This window comes from Salmonella sp. A1325 (assembly GCF_056991255.1).
This window is the reverse complement of the sequence record NZ_JAMLWO010000002.1, coordinates 75,740-98,832: the sequence shown is the minus strand read 5'-3', so window position 1 is coordinate 98,832 and position 23,093 is coordinate 75,740. Positions and strand designations below refer to the sequence as shown.

The window sequence follows — 23,093 nt, the reverse complement described above, 5'->3', positions numbered from 1 at the left end:
TCAGGATTAACCCGCGTTAGCCTGTACGATGTCGTCGATCAGTTTATTGACCGGCGCGAGATTAATTTCGCGTGCGTTACTTTCGGCAACCGGCGTCGTTCGTACCTGGCTGGCCAGTACCTGACCGTCGCGATTAGCGGTATCCACGGTGACCAGCGTCGATAAACCAATACGCAGCGGATGTTGTTCTAACTGGCGGGCGTCCAGTTCGACGCGTACCGGCAGACGTTGAACCACTTTAATCCAGTTACCCGTCGCATTTTGCGCGGGCAGCAGGGAGAAGGCGCTGCCTGTCCCCATATCCAGACCGACGACTTTACCGGTGTATTTTACGTCGTCGCCATAAATGTCAGTAATAATCGTCACTGGCTGCCCAATGCGCATATTCGCTAATTGGGTCTCTTTAAAGTTAGCGTCCACCCACAGATCGGTTGCAGGCACCACGGCCATCAGCGGCGTGGTGGGGCTGATTTGCGCGCCAGGCTGGACGGCGCGGCGGGAGACATAACCGGTCATTGGGCTGACGATGCGGGTACGCTCCAGCGCCAGCCAGGCGTTACGCACTTCGGTCGCCGCTTGTTGAACCGCGGGCTGATCTTCCAGTTTACTGTTGAGTATCATTGCCTGGTTGGCATTGTACTGTTGAATGGCGACATCCAGCTGTGCCTGCGCGCTGGCGACGGCATCGCGGGCGTGTTGCAGCTCTTCACGGCCAATAAGATTGGCGTTACCCAGCGGCACACGACGGTTAAGGTCGCTTTGCGCTTGCGCCAGGGCGGTTTTTTGCACGTCGATATTCGCCTGCAACTGCTTGCTGTTAATCATCAACTGGTGCGTCTGACGCACGCTGGAGGCCAGCGCCGTTTTAGCTTTTTCAAACGCTTGTTTGGCGTCAGTCTGATCGAGCGTGACCAGAACATCGCCCTCTTTTACAAAGTCGGTGTTATCAGCCCAGACTTTCGTCACGCTACCTGACACCTGCGCCATGATTTGAACCTGGTTCCCTGCCACGTAAGCATCATCTGTCTCTTCAATATGACGCAATACTAAAAACCAATAAATTCCATATGCCACGGCAATAATAACAAAGAGCAAGGTAAGAAGTAGCAGCGCTGTTTTGCGTTTGCCTTTCTTCTTAGCCGGTTGCTGCGGGGTTTGGATCTCCGCATTTGCGCTCATGTTGTTCTCCACGATCTTATTATTCACATCGGCTGAGCCGACCTGTTGTCAGAAAGGCCAGCAGTAATGCGTGCCGGCCTGTCCGCTTTCCTGTTATTAATCTGGATTTTTGAGCGGGTCGGCGCTTTAGCGCAGCGCCTCAAGAACAGTGCCTTCCTGCTCCATTTGATCAAGACGCGTCAGGAGTTTACGAGTGATGTGCTCAAGTTGATCTTTTTCGGCTGTGCTAAGTGATGACCAGAGTTGATGCAGACAATGATGCTGAGGTGGAAGCACTTCTTGCAAAAATGCCTGGCCTTTCTCCGTTAATTGCAGATGCAGGCAACGGCGGTCGTTATCGCTCTCACGACGCTCAATCCAGCCGCGTTTTTCCAGCTCATCTGCAATGCGTGTCGCATTGGTGCGAGATGAACCCAGCGCGCAGCTTAATTCAGACGGCTGAATACTGTGGTTTTCCTGAGACTCCAGCGTAATCAACGCCATAAACAACGTCTCGTTAATCCCTTGAGCCTTCAGCATTTTATTGCGGTTTTCCAGGAGCTTGCCTTGCATGTGCATACAAAGACGAGTCAAAAGAATTTCCTGGTAAGGAAAGTCTTCGTGACGGCTGGCGCGAAATTTTAGCATTTGTTCAATGGGCGTAAACGAACTATCCATTTGGGCATGACCTCATTAATTTCAGCCGATATAGTAACGACAGTGACAAATAAAGTAAATGTATTATTAATACAAAATCATTCTTTCAGGCTATAAAGCAACCAATGATACGCAGACTGAGACGCCAGCGGGAACATTGGGCCCGGTAAAGCGCCGCCTGCGGCAAATCCAGGAATGACGAGAAAAGCGTGAGTGCCTGCATGAAAAAATCAGGAGAGAACGATAAGCGGGAGGGGCGAAAGCCGGGTAAACGGCCTTACAACCCGATGCAAAAGCCACCGGAATATCACGGATAGCTATCGGTGAACGACCTTCGAATCCTTGAACGGGCGCTATTGGCCTGGGAGCAGATGGGGATGCAGGGCTTTCCATAGAATTATATTATTCTTCACCGGTATAAAAATAACCATGATAAATGAATAGCATAACCTTAACAGACTGGGGAGCTCCTTAACACCCTAAGGAGCTTAAACAAAGGTAAACGCTCACTATCCGCTTAATTTACGGCTTCCTGTCGGTGAAAACCTCGCCACCAGACCAGTAAATTAAGTAAGGCTACCGTGACACCCGCCAGACAAACGCCGGCCCAGCCGGCATGTTGCCAGGCGGAGGCGGAAATCAGCGACCCTGCAGCGCCACCGATAAAGTAGCTGGTCATATAGCCGGCGGTGAGCCGGTTACGCGCATCCGGATGCAAACGATAGATGACCGTCTGATTGGTGATATGTACCCCCTGAACGGTGAGGTCCAGTACCAGAATGCCAATAATCAGCGCCAGTACCGAGGTGTGCCCAAGCCAGATAGCCAGCCAGGAGAGTAACAGCAGCAGTAAGCCGAACGTGGTGGTGAGGTGAGATTTACCTTTATCGGCAAATCCGCCAGCCGGACGCGCGCCTAAAGCGCCGGCGGCCCCCGCCAGGCCAAACAGGCCAATCATCCCCTCGGAATAGCTAAACGGCGGCGCGGCGAGCAAAAAGGCCATTGACGTCCAGAGGATGCTGAAATTAGCAAAGGTCAGGCAGCCCAGCATTGCGCGGGTACGTAGCAGCTTATCGTGAATAAACAGGCTGAATACAGAACCCAACAGTTGCGGGTAGTTAAGATGGGTGTCGGATTTGAGCTTTGGCAGTCCGCGCCACAACGCGACGGCCATCAGCGCCATCAGCGCCGACGCTACCCAAAATACGGTGCGCCAACCGCCGAGGTTTGCCAGCAGTCCGGCGACCGTTCGCGCCAGCAGGATCCCCAGCAACAGGCCGCTCATAATGGTGCCGACCACTTTACCGCGGGTGGCGGGCGTCGCAAGCGTGGCGGCCAGCGGAACCAGAATCTGCGCCACCACGGAGAACAGTCCGGTTAAGGCCGTTCCGAGTATCATCATGCTAAGCGACTGACTGCTGGCGGTGATTAGCATTCCGCCAGCCGCCAGCAACGTCATGGAGACAATCAGCGTTCGGCGTTCAAACATGTCGCCAAGCGGCACCAGAAACAATAGGCCAGCGGCATAGCCCAACTGCGCGGCGGTAACGATAAACCCTGCGGAGCTGGCGGAAAGCGAAAAGTGATGCGCGATGGTATCAAGCAGCGGCTGGGCGTAGTAGTTGCTGGCGACCGCCAGACCCGTGGCCACAGACATTAAAACGATCAGCGCCGGGCTAAGCCCATGAGTGGGTTTCGTCATGATGGTAATCGTGATTCAGATAATTATTTCCTGGGAAAACAATCATAGCGGATGTTGATGAATAAAGGGGAACGGTGACGTGATGAATCGTGCGCTTTGAGGAGAGATTGCGTTGGCCGGATAGCAGCGCATGAACTGCGCCTTATCCGGCATAAAAAACGATCTTATTTCTGCGCGGCCAGCGCTTCTTTCACCCAGCCGTCAAACTGCTGCTGGTGGGCGTTGATCCAGCCGTCCACATGGCCCTGAACATCGGCTTCAGACGATTTACCGGCATGCATCATGGCGTTCTGCGCGTTGATATCCGCCAGCGGCAGCTTCATGATGGCGAACAGTTTCGCCGCCGCCGGGTTTTTCTCCGCCCATGCCTTATTGGCGACAATATGCATGGTATTAACCGGGAACCCATAGTTCGCGCCGTTCGGCAGTTTAGTATCAATATTTTTCTGTTCGCCCGGCAGGGAGGAGAACGGCACCTGTAGCCAGACGACATCTTTACCCGGCTTCATTACGTCGCTCACCCAGTACGGGGTCCAGGTGTAATACAGCACCGGCTTGCCTTCTTTAAAACGGGTAATGGTATCAGCCATCATCGCCGCATAGTTACCGTGGCTGACCTCAACGGTTTTTTGCAGATCAAACGCTTTATTCTGGTGATTGATCACGGCTTCGCAGCCCCAGCCCGGCGAGCAGCCCATCATGTCCGCTTTTCCGTCGCCATTGGTGTCGAAGATTTTGGCGATTTTCGGATCTTTTAGCTGAGCGATATTGGTGATGTTGTACTGCTCGGCGGTTTTTTTATCGATCAGATAGCCCTGCGCAGCGCCGGAGACGAAGACACCCTCGCGGTAAAACTTGTTGTCTCCGCCTGCTGCGGCATACATATCATCATGCAGCGGCTGCCAGTTCACGGCGGTAAACGTCGCATCGCCAGAGGCGATGGAGGTATAGCCTACGTTGTAATCGACTTCACTCGGCTTATTTACGGTATAACCCAACTTTTCCAGCGCCCGGCTGACCAGTAACGTCTGGAAGGACTCTTCAGAAATCGTGCTTTGGATAGGTTGGACGGTAATGCCTTTGCCAGGCAGGTCGGCAGCGAAAGCGCTGGCGGTGACAAGGGTGGCAAACGCTGAGGCAAATATCACAGTATGTCGCATCGTTGTTCCTTTAATTATGGTAGGGAGTTGTAAGCCCGGTAAGCGCAGCGTCACCGGGCGTCAGGAGAGTTACTTAACGAAAGGGCGGGTGATTAGCCCAACAGGACCGGTGGTATACCAGCGACGGTTACCGCGGCTACGCGAGTCGCGCCCGACGGCCTGCGTCAGACGGTCCAGAATAATGGCGAGAATCACAATGCCGACGCCGCCCACGGTTGCCAGCCCCATATCAAGACGACCAATGCCGCGTAGTACCATCTGGCCAAGCCCACCGACCGCAATCATCGAGGCGATGACGACCATCGAGAGAGCCAGCATCAGCGTCTGATTAACACCTGCCATAATGGTGGGCATCGCCAGCGGTAGCTGCACTTTGAACAACATTTGGCGCGGGCTGGCGCCGAACGAGCGCGACGCTTCAATTAAGTCGGCAGGCACCTGGTTAATGCCCAGGATCGTCAGGCGTATAATCGGCGGTAGAGCAAAAATAATCGTCACCACCACGCCCGGCACGTTACCGATGCCGAATAACATGACAATCGGCACCAGATAGACAAACGCGGGCGTGGTCTGCATCGCATCCAGCAGCGGACGAACTATTTTGGCCGCACGCGGGCTGCGCGCCAGCCAGATTCCCATCGGTAATCCGATCACGACGCAGAACAACAGGGCGGTCAGCACCAGCGCCAGGGTAATCATCGCCTGCGACCAGGCGCCGATCGCGCCGATAGCGATCAGCGATATCAGCGTTGCGATCCCCATGCCCACGCCGGAAACCTGCCAGGCAATCAGCGCAAAGAGAATAATCGCCACAGGGGCGGGCATTCCCAGCAGCAGTTGCTGAAAGCCGTTAAGGATGTAATCCACCGGCACACGAATCCCCTGAAAAAGGGGACGGAAATGGGTGACGACCCAGTCGATTCCCTCTGTGACCCAGCTATCCAGCGGGATCAGCGTCTTATGGAACGGGTCCAGAAGAGAAAAGTGTTCAGGGGCTGGCGCGGGCGCGCTGTTCAACCAGTCGGTATTGCCGCCGTCCGTGGCTACGCCTGCCGGTGTTCCCCAGGCATCAGCCGTTTGCGTCGTAGTATCGGCCACCTGTGCGGTATCCCACGGATTCGTTTGATCAGCCATTGTTACCCCCCTCGCGATCTAAAGCCTGTAGCAACATACGTTTTGAAATAATGCCAACATACTGGTGTTCTTCATCGACAACCGGCACCGCGCAGGGCGCCTGACCGACGTGAGAGAGCAACTCGCTGAGTGGGGTTTGCGCATCAACGACTAAAGGGTCGTCGATAAGCGCCGCTTCAATCCCTTGCGCCTGGCTTAATGCCGCTTTTAATGAGTCGATGGACACGACGCCCACGAATTTATTGCCACGCTCAATGACGTAACCATATTCACGGTCTTCATCCTGTAATAATTTCAGTGCCGAACGGGGACCGAAACCTGGCGTTTTACGAATTAAGCCGACCGGACTGCGACGGGCAATATCTTTGGCGCTAAAGACCTGACTAATATCCACGCCACGGAAGAACGTGCGGACATAATCATTTGCCGGATTATTCAGGATCTCATCCGGCGTACCAACCTGTACGACCTCGCCATTTTGCATAATGGCAATCCTGTCGCCAATACGCATAGCCTCATCAAGATCGTGGGAAATAAAGACAATGGTGCGCTGATGTTTCGCCTGTAATTTCACCAGCTCATCCTGCATTTCGGTACGAATTAATGGATCGAGGGCGGAAAACGCTTCATCCATTAATAAGATATCAGGGTTGATTGCCAGCGCGCGGGCAAGTCCAACACGCTGACGCATCCCACCGGAAAGTTCATCCGGATAGGCGTGAGCGTAATTCTCAAGCCCTACCTGACGCAAGGCGTCCAGCGCTTTTTCGCGACGCTCTTGCGCCGCGATGCCCGCTAATTCCATACCGAATGCCGTATTATCCAGCACGGTCATATGCGGCATGAGCGCAAATGACTGGAAGACCATCGCAATCTTTTTCCTGCGCACCTCGCGAAGCTCAGCGTCTGATATTTTGGCAATATCAACGCCGTCAATCAGTACCTGTCCGCGGGTGGGTTCAATCAGGCGATTGAGAAGGCGTACCATTGTGGATTTACCCGAGCCGGATAATCCCATGATGACAAATATCTCGCCTTCTTCAATGGCCAGACTGGCGTCTTTAACGCCAAGCGATAGCCCCGTTTTTTCCAGTATTTGCTCTTTCGATAGTCCCTTTTCAATATATTTGAAGGCACGCTGCGGATGTTCTCCAAATATTTTATACAGATTCTTTACTTCTAATTTAATTGCCATGCAATAGAATGATTCCTGTTATTTACTTATGTCGATATGTTACCTGATAGAAATAGTTACCTTTTTCTACCCTAACATACTCAGAATCTGAGACAACCCTGAATTTGCTTCTGGCATGAATATTGCGAGGTGCTATCGGCTGTGATTTCCCATGATATAAGGGCTGAACGCGAATGAGGAGAGAGAGATATTTTTTGGGACAACCAGCAAAAATCCACCTGAATTGGGTGAATCCAGGTGAATAATCTCACTCGTATTGAGTGTAGGACATGTTGTAATATTTGCGCGATTTAACCTGGTATTGCTTGAAATAAAGGCATGGAAAATGTAACGTTATTTCCCATGCCCGTAAGGTTAAAAATTCCAGTCTTCGTCTTCGGTTTCGACTGTTTTCCCCATCACATAAGATGAACCTGAGCCGGAAAAGAAATCATGGTTTTCGTCGGCATTCGGCGAGAGCGCGGCAAGGATTGCGGGATTCACGTCTGCCATCTCCGGCGGAAATAACGCCTCATAACCCAGGTTCATTAAGGCTTTATTGGCGTTGTAGCACAAGAAGGCTTTGACGTCGTTAACCCAGCCGGTTTCCGCATATAACGCTTCTGTGTAGCAGATTTCGTTGTCGTACAGTTCCATCAACAAATCCAGCGCGAAAAGCTTTAACTCTTCACGCTCGATTGCCGATAGTTTTTGTAGCGCTATCTGATACTTATAGCCAATATAATAACCGTGAACCGCTTCATCGCGAATGATTAAACGAATCAGGTCGGCAGTGTTCGTGAGCTTACCGCGGCTGGAGAAATACATCGGCAGCCAGAAGCCGGAATAGAACAGAAAAGACTCTAAAAAGACGCTGGCAATCTTTTTCTTTAGCGGTTCATCGCTGACGTAATGAGCCAAAATAATCTGCGCCTTACGCTGTAGCGGCGGGTTTTCTTCGCTCCAGGCGTAGGCGGCATCAACCTCTTTTGTCTGGCACAGCGTGGAAAAAATAGAACTGTAAGAGCGGGCGTGTACCGCTTCCATAAAGCTGATGTTCGACAGTACTGCCTCTTCATGCGGCGTGATGGCATCTGCCATTAACGACGGCGCGCCTGCGATGTTCTGGATAGTGTCGAGCAGCGTAAGACCCGTAAACATGCGAATGGTGAGCTGCTGTTCGGCGGCGCTTAGCGTCTGCCAGGCCGGAATATCATTCGATAACGGCACTTTTTCCGGCAGCCAGAAGTTACTGGTCAGCCGGTTCCACACCTCCAGATCTTTGTCGTCCTGGATCTTGTTCCAGTTGATGGCGCTAATACGAGATAATTTCATATGGCTTTCCTTATAGCGCGCAGGATACGCAGCCTTCAATTTCAGTACCTTCCAGCGCCAACTGGCGAAGCCGGATGTAATACAGTGACTTAATACCTTTTCGCCAGGCATAGATCTGCGCTTTGTTGATATCGCGGGTCGTGGCGGTATCGGGGAAAAACAGGGTGAGCGACAGCCCTTGATCGACGTGGCGCGTGGCCTCGGCATAGGTATCAATAATTTTTTTCGGACCGATATCGTAAGCATCCTGATACATGTCCAAATTTTCATTGGTCATAAACGGCGCGGGGTAATACACACGCCCGGTTTTGCCCTCTTTGCGAATCTCAATTTTGGCCACAATCGGATGAATGCTGGAAGTCGCATGATTAATGTAAGAAATCGAACCGGTCGGCGGCACCGCCTGCAAATTTTGGTTATAGATGCCATAGCGCATCACATCGTCGCGCAGCTTTAGCCACATTTCTCGTGTGGGCAGCGTAATGCCGCTGCGGGCAAATAGCGCCCTGACTTTCGCTGTTTTCGGTTGCCAGTCGTCCTGTAAATACTGCGTAAAATAGTCGCCGCTGGCATAGCGCGACTGTGCAAATCCGGCGAAGGTTTTGCCGCGTTCGCGGGCCAGCCGCATTGAAGTATGCACGGCATGCCAGGTAATGGTGTAAAAATAGAGATTGGTGAAATCCAACGCCTCCGGCGAACCGTAGGCAATGCCTTCTCTCGCCAGATAGCCATGCAGATTCATCTGGCCCAGACCGATGGCATGAGAGGCGGCATTACCGGCGGCTATTGAGGGCACGCTGCGTATATGGCTCATGTCCGACACCGCCGTCAGGCCGCGAATAGCGGTTTCTACGGTACGGCCAATGTCCGGTGAATCCATGACGTGAGCGATATTCAGCGAGCCGAGATTGCAGGAGATGTCATGCCCGATGTGGGTATAGTCAAGGTTATCGTCGTAACGGGAGGCGCTATTGACCTGTAAAATTTCCGAGCACAGATTACTCATATTAATGCGCCCAGCAATGGGATTCGCGCGGTTTACCGTATCTTCAAACATGATGTAGGGATACCCGGATTCGAACTGAATCTCCGCCAGTGTTTGAAAAAAGTCACGGGCGTTAATATAGGTTTTACGCACGTGCGGATCGGCAATTAATTCATCGTACCGTTCGCTAATGGCGATATCGCCAAACGGTTTGCCGTAGCGTCGTTGTACGTCATAGGGCGAAAAGAGCGCCATTTGCGCGTTTTCTTTCGCCAGCCGGAAGGTGATATCCGGGATCACCACGCCGAGAGAGAGCGTTTTGATCCGGATTTTTTCGTCAGCATTTTCCCGTTTGGTATCCAGAAAACGCAGAATATCCGGATGGTGCGCATGGAGATAAACCGCGCCGGCCCCCTGGCGCGCGCCAAGCTGGTTGGCATACGAAAACGCGTCTTCCAGCATTTTCATCACCGGGATCACGCCGGAAGACTGATTCTCAATGCGTTTGATCGGCGCGCCCGCCTCGCGCAGATTGGAGAGTAAAAACGCGACGCCGCCGCCGCGTTTGGAGAGTTGTAGCGCCGAATTCACCGCCCGCCCGATCGACTCCATATTGTCTTCGATACGGAGCAGGAAGCAGGAGACCAGTTCCCCACGCTGCTGTTTACCGCAATTTAAAAAAGTCGGGGTGGCGGGCTGAAAGCGACCAGAAAGCATTTCATTGGTCAGTTGGGTGGCCAGCGTTTCGTCACCCTGCGCCAGCGTCAACGCCACCATTGTCATCCGATCTTCAAAGTGTTCCAGATAACGTTTGCCGTCGAAGGTTTTCAGCGTGTAACTGGTATAGAACTTCCAGGCGCCAAGAAACGTCTGGAAGCGAAAGCCGCTGGCATGGGCGTGCTCGAACAGGCGAAGGACGAAGGCGCGGTCGTAACGCGCGAGGACGGCGTCATCGTAATACCCTTCCCGAACCAGCGTCTCCAGACGTTCATGCTGGCTGGCAAACGTCACGGAATGCGGGCGGACGTGGGCGGCAAAGAAGGCGTCGATCGCCTGCTGGTCCTTGTCGAACTGAATATGGCCTGCTTTATCATAAAGATTCAGCATCGCGTTCAGGGCGTGGTAATCCATGGTTTCCTGCATTACGCGCTCCGGGGTAGTTGTTGCCAAAATTCATTTACTCCTCTTCGGACGTTATCGATGTCGCGTTGTGTGCCCATGAGCTCAAAGCGGTACAGCCAGGGAACGCCGCATTTTTGTGCTATCACATCGCCAGCGCATCCCCAGGCATCGCCGAAATTGCGGTTACCGGAGGCAATGACGCCGCGAATGCGCGCCCGGTTGTGTTCATCATTTAAAAAGCGGATCACCTGTCGCGGCACCGCACCGGCCATCCCGCCGCCGCCGTATGACGGCACAACCAGAATGTACGGTGCGTCTACCTGAATTCGCTCCCGTTCATTGAGCGGAATACGCGTGGCAGGCAGCCCCAGACGCTGCATAAAACGGTGCGTATTTTCAGAGCTGCTGGAGAAGTAGACGAGCGCGCTCATGCGTTTGCCGCGTGGGGTGTCGGGTGCAGACGGTTAATCATGTCCGGGCGGAAGCCAGACCAGCTCAAATCGCCCGCCATCACCACCGGTAATTGACGAAATCCTTGCGCCCGGAGCGTATCCGCTGCATCCGGCACCAGATCGACGTTCACCATCTCAAATTCAAATCCACGGCTTTCCATCGCCCGCTTTGTGGCGTGGCACTGAACACAGTTATTGCGAGTGTAAATAGTAATGCTCATGATTCGTATTTCCATTTAAAATGAGAAAACGGCGCGATGAAACGCGTCGGATTGTCGTGTGTTGATACAGGAAATACTAGATGTAGTTGAATTAAGATTCAACCATACAAGATATGGGAATTTTCGATTGATTTTAACGTCGCTGATGAACGCAGCGGGGTAGGGGCGGCATGGCTAATTTTTGCCGGATGGCGGCGTGAATGCCCGATCCGGCCTGCAGGTTCACGCATAACAGAGTTGGCTGACATCCGCGCCATCCGGCAACAATGCGTCACATTCGCATACCAATCGCCAGACGGTTAAAGCAGTTCATTAAACCGATGGCGAAGGTCAGATCGCTGATTTCACGCGCGCTGAAATGATCGAGCAGCGGCAGGTAAACATTATCTTCGGCGTGGGTTTCAGCAATGTGCGTCACCGATTCCGCCCAGGCTAACGCCGCGCACTCTTGCTCGCTGAAATGGTGGCTTACCCGCCATCCTGCCAGCGCATCTAATTTAGCTTGATTTACGCCAGCCTTACGCAGCGCTTTGCTGTGCATCTCCAGGCAAAATGCACAACCATTTATTTGCGAAACACGCAGGTAAATCAGCTCCATCAGAGTGAGGTCAAGCGTGCTCTTTTCCAGCGCGTTTTTCGCCTGCACCAGAGCGCTGTAAACCTCCGGGCTCAGTTCATAATAGGGTTGGCGTAACGTCGTCATCATGTTTCTCCTCGTGTTGATGACGAGCACTGTAGCACTATAATGGTCTGTAAAAGAGAGCCATATTTTTACAGAAAAAGCAGACCATATGCCGCGCTATCAGCACATCGCTCGTCAGTTAAAAACGGCCATTGAGCAAGGAGAACTCGCGCCCGGAACGCGTTTGCCTTCCAGCCGGACGTGGGCGCAGGAACTGGGCGTTTCTCGCGCCACGGTGGAAAATGCCTATGGCGAGCTGGTGGCGCAGGGCTGGCTGGAGCGACGTGGCCAGGCAGGCACGTTTGTGAGCAACGCTCTACGGTTTGAGACGGCGCCGCCGATACCCGCTGTTTTTGCCGGAGAAAGTCCGGAACCGAAACCCTTTCAGATGGGGTTACCGGCGCTGGATCTCTTTCCACGCGAGAAGTGGGCGCGAGTGATGGGGCGTCGGTTGCGCACGCAGACGCGCTTCGATCTGGCATTAGGCGACGTCTGCGGCGAGGCGATTTTGCGCCAGGCGATAGTCGATTACCTGCGGGTTTCGCGTAGCATTGAATGCCTGCCGGAACAGGTATTTATTACCTCCGGATATGCGGATTCTATGCGGCTAATCCTGCGTACATTGTCTGTGCCGGGAGACAGCATGTGGGTGGAAGATCCCGGTTTTCCGTTAATTCGCCCGGTGATAACGCAGGAGGGGATTACGCTGGCGCCGATTCCGGTCGATGCCGATGGGCTGAATGTCGCGGCGGGGATGCGGGACTGCCCGCAGGGGCGCTTTGCATTGGTGACGCCCGCCCATCAAAGTCCTTTGGGGGTGGCGCTGTCGTTAACTCGCCGACGGCAACTTCTGGCATGGGCGGCGAATGTGCAGGCCTGGATTATTGAAGATGACTACGACAGCGAATTTCGTTATCACGGTAAACCGCTTCCGCCGCTCAAGAGTCTGGATGCCCCGCAGCGAGTGATTTACGCCGGAACGTTCAGTAAGTCGCTCTTTCCGGCATTACGTACCGCCTGGCTGGTGGTGCCGATAAAGCAGATTGAGCATTTCCGCCAGCAGGCGTCGCTGATGCCCTGTAGCGTACCGTTGTTATGGCAGCACACGCTGGCTGATTTTATCCGTGATGGCCATTTCTGGCGGCATCTGAAAAAGATGCGTCAACATTATGCTCAGCGACGGTTATGGATTGAAGAGGCGCTGGCAGAACAGGGATTTGTCGTGACATTACAGAAAGGCGGTATTCAATTGGTTATTGAGGTTGAAGGCGATGATAAAGCGCAGGTAGCGAAAGCGAATCAGGCCGGACTGGCGGTACAGGCGCTAAGCCGTTGGCGAGTGGTTTCGTCAGGAAAGGGGGGCATTTTACTGTCGTTTACCAATATTACTTCCGCTGGCATGGCGAAACAGGTCGCATGGCAGCTTCGGCAGGCGATACAGTAACCGTTTCGCCGAATGGCGGGACCTGGGCCTGCGGCAATGATGCAGGCCCAATAAAGTATGTCACCATCCGGCAGGGCACGTCGTTAGCGACGCAGGCTAAGCAGCGCCCCGATAAAAATCCCCACCGCTGCGGCGGTTCCTACGCTACACCAGGGTTTTTCACGCACAAACGTATCCGCGCACCCCATCGCATCACAGGCGGCTTGTTTTACGCGAGTACGTCCATGCATCCGCGCCCGGGTCTCTTTCAGCAACGCCTGTGCTTTACGTCGCGCAGCCTCGGCTTCGTCTTTCGCATCGCTTCCCCAGGATTTAAGGACATCTTCCAAACTGTCGGCTAATCGATTGACATCATTCTGAATATCCTGAACACCATCATCGACGTCGTTTCGGTTCGGTTTGTTAAGCATATGATCCTCCATTGATTTCGATGTAGCTTTCAGTGTAGTTCATATTTTTACCTGCTGAGGCTTGTTATGGCGATATCATGCGTTTCTGGACTTTTCTGAAAGCGTTGATAACGCGCTATCGGGTAAGGTAAGCCCGCAGTAAAAGAGAATGAGGATAAAATATGTATTTACGACCTGACGAGGTGGCGCGGGTACTGGAAAAGGCAGGGTTTACCGTCGATGTGGTGACGAATAAGACGTATGGTTATCGACGCGGCGAGAATTATGTTTATGTTAACCGCGAGGCGCGTATGGGGCGTACCGCGCTGATCATTCACCCCAGATTAAAAGACCGTAGCTCATCACTGGCTGACCCGGCTTCGGATATTAAAACCTGCGATCATTACCAAAATTTTCCGCTCTATTTAGGCGGCGAGACCCACGAACATTACGGTATTCCCCACGGCTTTAGCTCCCGAATAGCGTTAGAACGTTATCTGAACGGGCTTTTTGTCGACGAAAAAAGCGACTAAAAGCGCGACTGGCAATGCCAGTCGCGACGCTAACTTACGCCTTAGCCTGATGATAGCTGCTCACTTTAAACAGGCGGCGACAATAATCCAGGAAGTAGCCATAAACCGCGCCCATTAACATTGAAACAACAATGTTTGAACTCACGGCGGCCACTATCTGATGCCAGCCGGCACCGACGGTCAGCAAGATGATAATATAAACGGGTGACTGAAAGGTGACATAAGCCAATACATCCGCCAGGTTTTTGGCCCATCCCGCCGGGCTTGCCTTACGCGCGACGCGCATAATCAGATCGCGGTAAACGCCGTATGGCCATGCAATAAAAATGTTGACAGGTATCGCCACCAGCCTGGAAGAAAGCGACTGCTCAAAGCTCATTCCGGAGAGGAATATCTCGATCAACATGTTCACAACAGAACAGTAAACAACCATCGCAAACGTGTCTGCTACGGCATGACGCAAGCGTGACTGTGGAGAGAACATGTTAATGCTCCTTGTAGCGTATCAATCAGAATGAGGTGATGGTTGGTAGTGAAATCATAAAGCACTTTTGTCTTTGCATAGAGTATATCCCTATATAATAACTATCAACTAGTGCAATATTTTTATTTATAGACTTTTTGTCGATAAAATACTCTGTGGTTGTGTGTTTTTTGCTCGCGGCGAGATTTTCGTTGTTGTTAGTTATTAATTACTTTTAAATCAATGCATTATAATGCATTGTTTTTCTGGCGATTTTCAGCCACATTCCAAATGTTGTCAGATGCGATGTATTCTCGGCTAACGGCACGCGCTCTACTTTTCTCAGCATAATTATAGCTATTGCAGGCTGATTTTTAGCATAAAGCTCTGATGATGATTTTTGAATGGTTAATCTATTATTGTGCTGAAATATTCACTTCTGTATAAGGTCAGCCACCGTGAGGGTCACCGTGGTTACTGAGATACGCAATACGCTATATACGCTATGGATGTCGAGTTGCTTAAAGGCGGCAAGGGAGTGAGTCCCCAGGAGCATAGATAACGATGTGACTGGGGTGAGCGACAAATCTGCCGGGAGCAGATTTGAACGTCGCGTGCGACGGCCCGTCAGGGCGAGGCCCATGGATGGGCCGGGTAATCCGTAGCCAACACATAAGCAACTTGAAGTATGAAGGGTATAAACAGCTGAACGGGAAACCTACAGATATACCGTAGGCAGAATAACCTGAAACACACAGGGGGTAATGAATATAACCTTCTGGTTAACAGATTAATATAATTAATCGAGTTATACTGAGTATATCTGTATGAACTTTAGGATCTGGAAATATAATCAATAATCGCATACAATACCGCCTGTAATAGTTTTTTGTTTTCTGCGTTAAAAGGTTTTTATTGATATGAATTTGATGTTACAGAACTTAAATAATATCCGCACGCTGCGTGCTATGGCTCGCGAATTCTCCATTGACGTTCTTGAAGAAATGCTCGAAAAATTCAGGGTTGTCACTAAAGAAAGACGCGAAGAAGAAGAATTGCAGCAACGCCAGCTTGCCGAGAAGCAGGAGAAAATTAATGCCTTTCTGGAGCTGATGAAAGCAGACGGTATTAACCCGGAAGAGTTATTTGCCATGGATTCAGCAATGCCGCGTTCTGCTAAAAAGCGCCAGCCGCGTCCGGCAAAATATCGTTTTACTGATTTCAATGGCGAAGAAAAAACCTGGACCGGACAAGGTCGTACGCCTAAACCGATTGCCCAGGCGCTGGCGGCGGGGAAATCTCTGGATGATTTCTTAATCTAATCACGGATAACCTTTAACGGATGGCGCTTCGTTTCCTGTCTCTATTAACCAGGACTCCGGGAACGTTGCGCCATGCTCATTCTGATAAATCAGCACACGCCAAAATCGCCCTCTTCGCAATAGGGGGTGACATCTTCCGCTTTGAGGATCAATTTTTCGCCCTGCTCATTGCTGGCCTGTACCGCGACAATATGATCCTCGTTGACTTCAATCACTTTCAGTTTCGGCCCCCCCATTCGGGGCTGTACTATATCACCGGGTGCGAACATAACATCCTCCTGTAGAATGAAGTTATAAACACGGATTCACTCTATTATAAACTAGCTAAAGCACAGCTAAACGAAAGCCATAAACTCTGATTCAGTCTACTACACACTTACCGACGCGCGGTGAAGGTACCGCTTAATGAGTACGGCTATTCCAGGGCATTTTTTCCAGTAGTCGCGCCATTCCGCAGAAGCCGGTCATACCTGCCAGCATTAACCCGACGCCGACAAACCCGCTAATGAGGAAAAAAACGCTGTGGATCGTATAGCCCAGAATCACCCCAAGCAACGTCAACCCGCCGGCGGCGATTTGCACCTGACGCATCAGCGGCAACGGTTGCGATTTGTCTTCTGTGACGGGCAATCCTGCCGCTTTCCATCCGTCGATACCGCCTTCCAGTAAACTGACCTGAGCAGGGGCGGCAATGGCCTGTAGTTTTGCTGCATTGCTGCTGGTTCGTTTACCGGACTGACAGTGAAAAATAATCTGTTCCGCTCGCAGGTTGGCGGGCAAATCGCCCTGTTCAAGCCGGGAAAGCGGCGCCAGTTGCGCATGTGGAATATGCTCGCGCAGATATTCGTCGGCGTCGCGCACATCAATCAGTTTCGCGCCTTGCGCTATCAGCGCTTGCGCCTCACGGGGGGAAACTATCCCAATGGACATCGTGCCTCCTTATGGACAATAGAGATTCTTTAACGTGGCGATAATCGTATTAACCGCCTCATTTTTAATGAAATAGTGAATGCGCTGGGCATCGCGTTGACTATCAATCAGTCCTTCTTCCCGCATCCGCGCCAGATGTTGCGACGTCGCGGAGGGGCTTAGCCCGGTAATGCGCGCCAGTTCGCCTGCGCTGGTTTTTGGCGAACCGCAAAGCATACATAAAATCAGTAATCTTTTTGGGTGGCTCATCGCTTTGAGCAGGGCCGCCGCCTGTTCTGCGCTGGACTGAAGTTGTTCAAGCTCTGTCATAGTTATTTAAGAATTTTCTAAATTTAGTTAATTCTAAAATAAACGTCAACCTAATGCCAGCGTAAAGAGCGTAAAGGAGGGTAAAAGCGCGGCGCGTGACTGGCAGGCTCAGGTAAACTGACTATGCTTAGAGATAAAATCTCTTTTTAAACAATGACTAATTTTGCTTGTATGGAGTGTATATGGGTTTCTGGAGAATTGTATTTACGATTATTTTGCCTCCGCTCGGCGTACTTTTAGGAAAAGGGTTCGGTTGGGCATTTATCCTTAATATCCTGCTGACATTACTCGGATATATTCCGGGGCTTATCCACGCATTTTGGGTTCAGATGCGTCATTAATTACCGGCCACCGGCGGCGCATAAGCGCCGCTTATCAGGATAACCTCATTCCCTCTGCTACACTTTTCTTTGTGTGTATTTTTGACAAGCGAGGTGAATATGGGACTTTTCAATTTTGTAAAAGATGCAGGTGAAAAACTCTGGGACGCGGTAACCGCTAATCATGATAAGGACGATCAGGCGAAAAAAGTCCAGGAACATTTAAATAAAACGGGAATACCCGACGCTGACAAAGTGAATGTGCAAATAGCTGATGGAAAAGCGACAGTGACGGGTGATGGGCTGAGTCAGGAGGCAAAAGAAAAAATTCTGGTTGCCGTGGGGAATATCGCCGGGATTAGCAGCGTTGACGATCAGGTTAAAACCACGACGCCGGCGGCTGAAAGTCAGTTTTATACCGTAAAATCAGGCGACACCCTGAGCGCTATTTCAAAGCAAGTGTATGGTAACGCCAATCTGTATAATAAAATCTTCGAGGCAAATAAACCGATGCTGAAAAGCCCGGAAAAAATATATCCGGGACAAGTGTTGCGTATTCCTGAAGAATAATGGCTATCAGGTCGCGCCAGGCTACATTTTCCCTGCCATCGCCTGGCGAATAATGGGAATCGGCGTCAGCAAATGCTGACGCATTAATTCGCTGGCGCGTGCCGCCTCGCGCGCCAGTATCGCTTCGGTTAGCGTGTGATGCTGGATATGTTTATCTTCCAGCATCTCGACGGACAGAACGGTTTCACGTAACCAAATAAAGCGGTAGCGGGCCGCCAGGTCAAATAAGCGTTCGCGCATCTGTAGCAGATAGTGGGAGCCGCACCCGGCGACAATGGCGGAATGGAACGCCTGGTGGCGCTGATCCCATTCATCGAGCATATGTTCACTGGCATCGCTGGCTTCCAGTTTGCTGAGCATATGCGCTCGCGCCAGGATCTCCGCCTCCCACGCATCATCGCCGCGTTCAATCGCCAGGCGTACCAGCATCGCTTCCATATTGGCGCGCGCGTCAAAAATATCGAGGAGTTCCGCCTCTGACATGGACGCCACGCGATAGCCTTTTTGATTCACCACGGTGACCAGCCGTTCCGCCACCAGTTGTGACAGCGCCTCGCGCAGCGGCCCTACGCCAAGCGCATAGCGGGCGGTTAATAAACTCATCCGCAGTTTCTCATCCGGCTGATAAGTGCCGCGAATAATGTCATTTTTAAGCCAGCGATAGCCATCTATGGCCGTCGGTTGGGAAAGGGCGGTCATCTTTTACTCCTGAGAAGCTTCCCGGCTGACGCCGGGAATAACTAACGTAGGTTTTGCAGGGGGGCTTTTTGCCACCTTATCAGTTTTTTCCAGCGAGACATAATGGGGACAGTACCTATTATGCCCAGCCCTAACAGCCCGGTCGAAATGACTTCTAGTTGCTGTGCCGGTCGAAACAGCATCACCACCAGGACAAAGCAGATAAAGCCGATAACCAGCCAGGTGAGCCACGGATAAAGCCACATTTTCAGCTTAATTTCTCCGCCCTGCGCCAGCAGAATTTTACGCATCCGCAATTGCGAAATCGCAATCACCAGATAGACCAGCAGCGCGATGGCGCCGGAACTGTCGATAAGAAATTTAAACACTTTTGCCGGGGCATAATAATTGACGATAACGGTTAAAAAGGCCGCGCCGGTAGAGAGGAGAACCGCCACCCAGGGCGTTTTGCTACGGTTAGTTTTTCCCATTATCGCAGGCGCATCGCCGCGGCGGCTAAGGGAATAGAGCATCCGGGAGGCGGTATATAATGCGGAGTTCAGACAACTGGTCACCGACAACAAAATCACGCAGTCCATAATGAATTTTGCGTGCGGAATATGAAGCAGCTCCAGTACCGAGCGGTACGAACCTACGCTTTTCAGGCCCGGCATATTCCACGGGATCAGCGCCACCACCACAAAAATGGAACACAAGTAAAAGATGGAAATTCGCCAGATAACAGAATTGGTGGCGCGTACGATATGTTTATCCGGCGTATCGGATTCCGCGGCAGCAATAGTGACGATTTCCGCGCCCATAAAAGAGAACATGGTGATCAACATGGCGCTTAACACCGCGCCGAAGCCGTTAGGCATAAAACCGCCGTGATCCCATAGCCGGGAGATACCGCTTACCTCGGCATACGGATAAAAACCACTAATCGCCGCCGCGCCCAGCGCGATAAACGCCAGAATGGCAATTACTTTACATAGCGCCAGCCAGAATTCGAATTCGCCGTAATTTTTGACGCTCAATAAATTGCTTCCGGTTAAGGCAAGCGTAATCACTAATGAAAATAGCCACACCGGAATACCTGGTATCCATGAATTCAGAATAATGGCGGCAATATTGGCCTCCAGCGGAATAACCAGCACCCAAAACCACCAGTATAACCAGCCGATGGTATACCCGGCCCAGGGGCCGATCGCTTTATCCGCATAGGTGGAAAAAGAACCGGTATCTGGCGTGGCGACGGCCATTTCAGCCAGCATTCGCATAATCATGACGACTAAAAGTCCTGCGAACAGATAGGCCAGCAGTACCGCAGGGCCGGCCTCCGCAATCGCCACGCTGGAACCGACAAACAGGCTGGCGCCGATGACGCCAGCGATCGATAACATGGTGACGTGGCGTGATTTCAGCCCGCCCCCTAATGCATGTGATTCTGACAATTGCCCCATCCTAAAACCTCTTTATTGTTATTGCGCTCGTTTACCGGATGGCGCCTGGCTTAATTATTCGGCCTACAATCGAAACGGTTTTTGTAGGCCGAATAAGACAGTTACGTCGCCATCCGACGCTGCTTATTGGACATTACGCTTGTTTCGCCTCATCAAAGCACTGGGCGATAATCTCCAGGCCTTGCCGAATCTGCGAGGCCTCAATAGTGAGTGGAACGAGGATGCGCAAGATGTTGTAGTAAGGACCGCAGGAGAGCAGAATTAACCCTTTCTCGCGGGCGCGGGCCACAATGTCGGCGGTCAGAGCCGCGTTCGGTTTGCCGGGGTCGCCATTTTCGAACAACTCAATGGCGATCATGGCGCCCAGTCCGCGCACGTCGCCAATCTCACGGTGCGTTTCCGCTATCTCCATCAGGCCATCGCGCAGCGTGTTGCCAAGCGTATTCGCCTTTTGCAGTAGATTTTCCTGCTCGAAAATGTCCAGTACCGCCAGCGCGGCGGCGCAGGCAATCGGGTTTCCGGCATAGGTGCCGCCCAGACCGCCCGGCGCGATAGCGTCCATCACGTCTGCCCGACCGGTAACGCCTGCCAGCGGAAAGCCGCCGGCGATCGATTTCGCAAACGTGGTAATATCTGCCGCAACGCCCATCTGTTCCATGGCGAACAGCGTACCGGTCCGGCCCGCGCCGCTTTGCACTTCGTCGGCAATCAACATAATGCCGTGTTGGTCGCATAGCGCGCGCAGTCGCTGCATAAACGCGGGAGAGGCGGCGTAAAATCCGCCTTCGCCCTGTACCGGCTCAATAATAATGGCGGCGATATCTTCCGGCGCGGCATCATTTTTAAAGATGCGTTCAATGCTGGCGATCGCGTCGTCGTCGCTGATGTTGTGTAGCGGGCAAGGATAAAGCGCGCGGTAGACATGGCCTGGCATCAATCCCATACCAGCAGAGTACGGGTGTACTTTCCCGGTCAGAGAGAGCGTGTAGTGGGTACGACCGTGGTAAGCGCCGCTAAACGCGATAGCGCCGCTGCGTTTTGTCGCCGCGCGGGCTATTTTCACCGCGTTTTCAACCGCTTCTGAACCGGTCGTGACCAGCAACGTTTTTTTGGCGAAATCGCCCGGTACCTTCTGGTTCATGCGTTCGCACAACGCCAGGTACGGTTCATAGGCCAGCACCTGAAAACAGGTATGCGACAATTTCTTCAGCTGCGCTTCCACCGCTGAAACAATGCCCGGATGTAAATGACCGGTGTTCAGGACGGCAATGCCGCCCGCGAAATCGAGATACTCACGGCCTTCGACATCCCAGACCCGACAATTTTCCGCCCGCTCGGCGAAAATCGGGTGAATCTGGCCCACGCCGCGAGGAACGGCGTTATGACGGCGCTGCATTAAAGCGTTATTGGTATTCATTAGCGACTCTCCTGTTAAAGGCCGATGCACATATATTTGATTTCTAAATAATCTTCGATGCCGTATTTGGAACCTTCACGGCCTAATCCGGAGGCCTTAATACCGCCGAAAGGCGCGACTTCGTTGGAGATAATGCCGGTATTAATACCGACGATGCCGTATTCCAGCGCTTCGCCGACGCGGAAAACGCGGCTTAAATCGCGTGCATAAAAATAGGCTGCCAGGCCGAACTCGGTATCGTTAGCCTGCCTGATGACATCCGCCTCGTCGCTGAAGCGGAACAGAGGCGCGAGCGGCCCGAATGTCTCTTCTTTGGCGACTTTCGCGTTATCAGGAACATCCGCCAGAATGGTCGGTTGAAAGAAGTTGCCGCCCAATTTGTGCGCTTCACCGCCCGTAATGACGCGGGCGCCTTTTTCCAGCGCGTCGGCGATATGCTCCTGGACTTTCGCCACGGCTTTTTCATCAATCAGCGGCCCGATAGCGACGTCGGCTTGCAGGCCGTCGCCGACCGCGAGCTTATTTACCGCCTGGTTGAGTTTTTCCGCAAAACGATCGTAAACGCCGTCCTGAACATACAATCTATTGGCGCAGACACAGGTCTGCCCGGCGTTGCGAAACTTCGAAGCCAGCGCGCCTTCGACGGCTTTATCCAGATCGGCATCGTCAAAGACGATAAACGGCGCATTGCCGCCCAACTCCAGCGACACTTTTTTAATGTCTTTGGCGCATTGTTCCATTAGCTGGCGGCCAATCTCCGTCGAGCCGGTAAACGACAGTTTGCGTACCAGCGGGTTGCTGGTCAGCTCGCCGCCGATATCGCCTGCCGAACCGGTAACGACGTTAAATACGCCTGCGGGAATTCCGGCGCGCCGGGCCAGTTCCGCCAGCGCCAGCGCGGAAAACGGCGTCTGGCTGGCGGGTTTGAGTACCATTGTGCAGCCTGCGGCCAGCGCGGGGCCGGCTTTACGGGTGATCATTGCCGAGGGAAAGTTCCACGGGGTAATCGCGGCGGTGACGCCGATGGGCTGTTTAATCACCAGCAGCCGTTTATCGGCCTGATGACCTGGAATCGTGTCTCCATAGATACGCTTCCCCTCTTCGGCGAACCATTCAATAAACGAGGCGGCGTAGCTAATTTCGCCTTTCGCTTCCGCCAGCGGTTTACCCTGTTCCAGCGTCATCAGACGCGCCAAATCGTCCTGATGTTCCATCATCAGATTGAACCAGCGACGCAGGATATTGGCTCGCTCTTTGGCGGTGAGCGCGCGCCAGGCGGGCAGGGCGCGATTGGCGGCGTTGATGGCGTCGCGCGTCTCTTCCGCCCCCATTTTGGGCACATTGCCAAGCGGTTTCCCGTTGGCGGGGTTGCTAACGGGGATGACATCGCCGCCGCGCGCGTCGCGCCAGTCGCCATCGATAAAGGCCTGCTGGCGGAACAGGGTAGAGTCGTTAAGTTGCATAATTGCTTCC

General features: G+C 52.6%; 25 protein-coding genes. 5 read left to right on the top strand and 20 right to left on the bottom strand.

Features of this window, described 5'->3' with window-relative positions; translation table 11 throughout:
* Positions 1 to 6: 6 nt before the first annotated feature.
* The 11 genes from emrA to NAZ64_RS04325 all read right to left on the bottom strand — a co-directional run bounded on the left by emrA (position 7) and on the right by NAZ64_RS04325 (position 11,803).
* On the bottom strand, positions 7 to 1,179 hold the full coding sequence (gene emrA / locus NAZ64_RS04375; RefSeq protein WP_017441159.1) for a multidrug efflux MFS transporter periplasmic adaptor subunit EmrA: 1,173 nt from the start codon (positions 1,177 to 1,179) through the stop codon (positions 7 to 9).
* Between the two features lie 126 nt (positions 1,180 to 1,305).
* Positions 1,306 to 1,836, bottom strand: a complete 531-nt coding sequence (gene mprA / locus NAZ64_RS04370; RefSeq protein WP_000378431.1) for a transcriptional repressor MprA — start codon at positions 1,834 to 1,836, stop codon at positions 1,306 to 1,308.
* Positions 1,837 to 2,332: 496 nt separating this feature from the next.
* Positions 2,333 to 3,517 carry an MFS transporter gene (locus NAZ64_RS04365; RefSeq protein ID WP_000165772.1) on the bottom strand — a complete coding sequence of 395 codons (1,185 nt, stop codon included), beginning with the start codon at positions 3,515 to 3,517 and terminating at the stop codon, positions 2,333 to 2,335.
* Positions 3,518 to 3,681: 164 nt separating this feature from the next.
* Positions 3,682 to 4,677, bottom strand: coding sequence for a glycine betaine/L-proline ABC transporter substrate-binding protein ProX (gene proX, locus NAZ64_RS04360; protein WP_001216618.1), 996 nt, complete (start codon positions 4,675 to 4,677; stop codon positions 3,682 to 3,684).
* Positions 4,678 to 4,746: 69 nt separating this feature from the next.
* On the bottom strand, positions 4,747 to 5,811 hold the full coding sequence (gene proW, locus NAZ64_RS04355; protein WP_220569679.1) for a glycine betaine/L-proline ABC transporter permease ProW: 1,065 nt from the start codon (positions 5,809 to 5,811) through the stop codon (positions 4,747 to 4,749).
* On the bottom strand, positions 5,804 to 7,006 hold the full coding sequence (gene proV, locus NAZ64_RS04350; protein ID WP_000985529.1) for a glycine betaine/L-proline ABC transporter ATP-binding protein ProV: 1,203 nt from the start codon (positions 7,004 to 7,006) through the stop codon (positions 5,804 to 5,806). Before proV ends, proW begins: the two co-directional genes overlap by 8 nt.
* A gap of 354 nt (positions 7,007 to 7,360) precedes the next feature.
* Entirely contained in the window at positions 7,361 to 8,320 is a 960-nt protein-coding gene (gene nrdF / locus NAZ64_RS04345) for a class 1b ribonucleoside-diphosphate reductase subunit beta (protein WP_483640877.1), read from the bottom strand.
* Positions 8,321 to 8,330: 10 nt separating this feature from the next.
* Positions 8,331 to 10,475, bottom strand: a complete 2,145-nt coding sequence (gene nrdE / locus NAZ64_RS04340; RefSeq protein WP_183057822.1) for a class 1b ribonucleoside-diphosphate reductase subunit alpha — start codon at positions 10,473 to 10,475, stop codon at positions 8,331 to 8,333.
* On the bottom strand, positions 10,448 to 10,858 hold the full coding sequence (nrdI, locus tag NAZ64_RS04335; protein WP_483640876.1) for a class Ib ribonucleoside-diphosphate reductase assembly flavoprotein NrdI: 411 nt from the start codon (positions 10,856 to 10,858) through the stop codon (positions 10,448 to 10,450). The genes nrdE and nrdI overlap by 28 nt, the downstream gene beginning before the upstream one ends.
* On the bottom strand, positions 10,855 to 11,100 hold the full coding sequence (gene nrdH / locus NAZ64_RS04330) for a glutaredoxin-like protein NrdH (protein WP_000028870.1): 246 nt from the start codon (positions 11,098 to 11,100) through the stop codon (positions 10,855 to 10,857). The genes nrdI and nrdH overlap by 4 nt, the downstream gene beginning before the upstream one ends.
* A gap of 271 nt (positions 11,101 to 11,371) precedes the next feature.
* Complete coding sequence (locus tag NAZ64_RS04325; RefSeq protein WP_000209807.1) at positions 11,372 to 11,803, bottom strand: carboxymuconolactone decarboxylase family protein; 432 nt, start codon at positions 11,801 to 11,803, stop codon at positions 11,372 to 11,374.
* An 88-nt stretch (positions 11,804 to 11,891) separates the two neighbouring features.
* Here NAZ64_RS04325 and pdxR point away from each other — a divergent pair, with 88 nt between their 5' ends.
* Complete coding sequence (gene pdxR / locus NAZ64_RS04320; RefSeq protein ID WP_001138466.1) at positions 11,892 to 13,226, top strand: MocR-like pyridoxine biosynthesis transcription factor PdxR; 1,335 nt, start codon at positions 11,892 to 11,894, stop codon at positions 13,224 to 13,226.
* A gap of 83 nt (positions 13,227 to 13,309) precedes the next feature.
* Here the strand turns inward: pdxR and NAZ64_RS04315 are convergent, their stop codons facing one another.
* The gene (locus NAZ64_RS04315) at positions 13,310 to 13,636 is read right to left on the bottom strand and encodes an ElaB/YgaM/YqjD family protein (protein WP_001650455.1); all 327 of its coding nucleotides are present in this window, start codon (positions 13,634 to 13,636) and stop codon (positions 13,310 to 13,312) included.
* Between the two features lie 161 nt (positions 13,637 to 13,797).
* On the opposite strand from NAZ64_RS04315, the gene NAZ64_RS04310 reads away from it, so the two are divergent.
* Positions 13,798 to 14,148 (top strand): DUF2002 family protein, encoded by a 351-nt coding sequence (locus NAZ64_RS04310; RefSeq protein WP_220569680.1) that lies wholly within the window; start codon positions 13,798 to 13,800, stop codon positions 14,146 to 14,148.
* A 34-nt stretch (positions 14,149 to 14,182) separates the two neighbouring features.
* On the opposite strand, the gene alaE is transcribed toward NAZ64_RS04310, so the two are convergent.
* Positions 14,183 to 14,632, bottom strand: coding sequence for an L-alanine exporter AlaE (gene alaE, locus NAZ64_RS04305; RefSeq protein ID WP_483640875.1), 450 nt, complete (start codon positions 14,630 to 14,632; stop codon positions 14,183 to 14,185).
* Positions 14,633 to 15,531: 899 nt separating this feature from the next.
* On the opposite strand from alaE, the gene stpA reads away from it, so the two are divergent.
* Positions 15,532 to 15,933 (top strand): DNA-binding protein StpA, encoded by a 402-nt coding sequence (gene stpA, locus NAZ64_RS04300; RefSeq protein WP_001051100.1) that lies wholly within the window; start codon positions 15,532 to 15,534, stop codon positions 15,931 to 15,933.
* An 89-nt stretch (positions 15,934 to 16,022) separates the two neighbouring features.
* On the opposite strand, the gene NAZ64_RS04295 is transcribed toward stpA, so the two are convergent.
* The 3 genes from NAZ64_RS04295 to NAZ64_RS04285 all read right to left on the bottom strand — a co-directional run bounded on the left by NAZ64_RS04295 (position 16,023) and on the right by NAZ64_RS04285 (position 17,172).
* Positions 16,023 to 16,202, bottom strand: coding sequence for a YodC family protein (locus NAZ64_RS04295; RefSeq protein WP_316970094.1), 180 nt, complete (start codon positions 16,200 to 16,202; stop codon positions 16,023 to 16,025).
* Between the two features lie 133 nt (positions 16,203 to 16,335).
* Positions 16,336 to 16,863, bottom strand: a complete 528-nt coding sequence (locus NAZ64_RS04290; RefSeq protein WP_024155004.1) for a rhodanese family protein — start codon at positions 16,861 to 16,863, stop codon at positions 16,336 to 16,338.
* A gap of 9 nt (positions 16,864 to 16,872) precedes the next feature.
* On the bottom strand, positions 16,873 to 17,172 hold the full coding sequence (locus NAZ64_RS04285) for an ArsR/SmtB family transcription factor (protein WP_001749413.1): 300 nt from the start codon (positions 17,170 to 17,172) through the stop codon (positions 16,873 to 16,875).
* A gap of 182 nt (positions 17,173 to 17,354) precedes the next feature.
* Between NAZ64_RS04285 and NAZ64_RS04280 the strand changes: the two genes are divergently transcribed.
* Both NAZ64_RS04280 and lysM read left to right on the top strand, forming a co-directional pair.
* Positions 17,355 to 17,513 (top strand): YqaE/Pmp3 family membrane protein, encoded by a 159-nt coding sequence (locus NAZ64_RS04280; RefSeq protein ID WP_000508175.1) that lies wholly within the window; start codon positions 17,355 to 17,357, stop codon positions 17,511 to 17,513.
* 99 nt (positions 17,514 to 17,612) lie between these two features.
* Positions 17,613 to 18,062 (top strand): peptidoglycan-binding protein LysM, encoded by a 450-nt coding sequence (gene lysM / locus NAZ64_RS04275; RefSeq protein ID WP_000522406.1) that lies wholly within the window; start codon positions 17,613 to 17,615, stop codon positions 18,060 to 18,062.
* Positions 18,063 to 18,083: 21 nt separating this feature from the next.
* Here lysM and csiR read toward each other — a convergent pair whose 3' ends face one another.
* The 4 genes from csiR to gabD form a co-directional block, all read right to left on the bottom strand.
* On the bottom strand, positions 18,084 to 18,761 hold the full coding sequence (gene csiR / locus NAZ64_RS04270) for a DNA-binding transcriptional regulator CsiR (RefSeq protein WP_000126152.1): 678 nt from the start codon (positions 18,759 to 18,761) through the stop codon (positions 18,084 to 18,086).
* A 41-nt stretch (positions 18,762 to 18,802) separates the two neighbouring features.
* Positions 18,803 to 20,203 carry a GABA permease gene (gene gabP, locus NAZ64_RS04265; protein ID WP_020899122.1) on the bottom strand — a complete coding sequence of 467 codons (1,401 nt, stop codon included), beginning with the start codon at positions 20,201 to 20,203 and terminating at the stop codon, positions 18,803 to 18,805.
* Positions 20,204 to 20,336: 133 nt separating this feature from the next.
* A complete protein-coding gene (gene gabT, locus NAZ64_RS04260; RefSeq protein ID WP_001650446.1) occupies positions 20,337 to 21,620 on the bottom strand; it encodes a 4-aminobutyrate--2-oxoglutarate transaminase in 1,284 nt (427 codons plus the stop codon).
* A 14-nt stretch (positions 21,621 to 21,634) separates the two neighbouring features.
* Positions 21,635 to 23,083 (bottom strand): NADP-dependent succinate-semialdehyde dehydrogenase, encoded by a 1,449-nt coding sequence (gabD, locus tag NAZ64_RS04255; RefSeq protein WP_001176532.1) that lies wholly within the window; start codon positions 23,081 to 23,083, stop codon positions 21,635 to 21,637.
* Positions 23,084 to 23,093 lie beyond the last annotated feature (10 nt).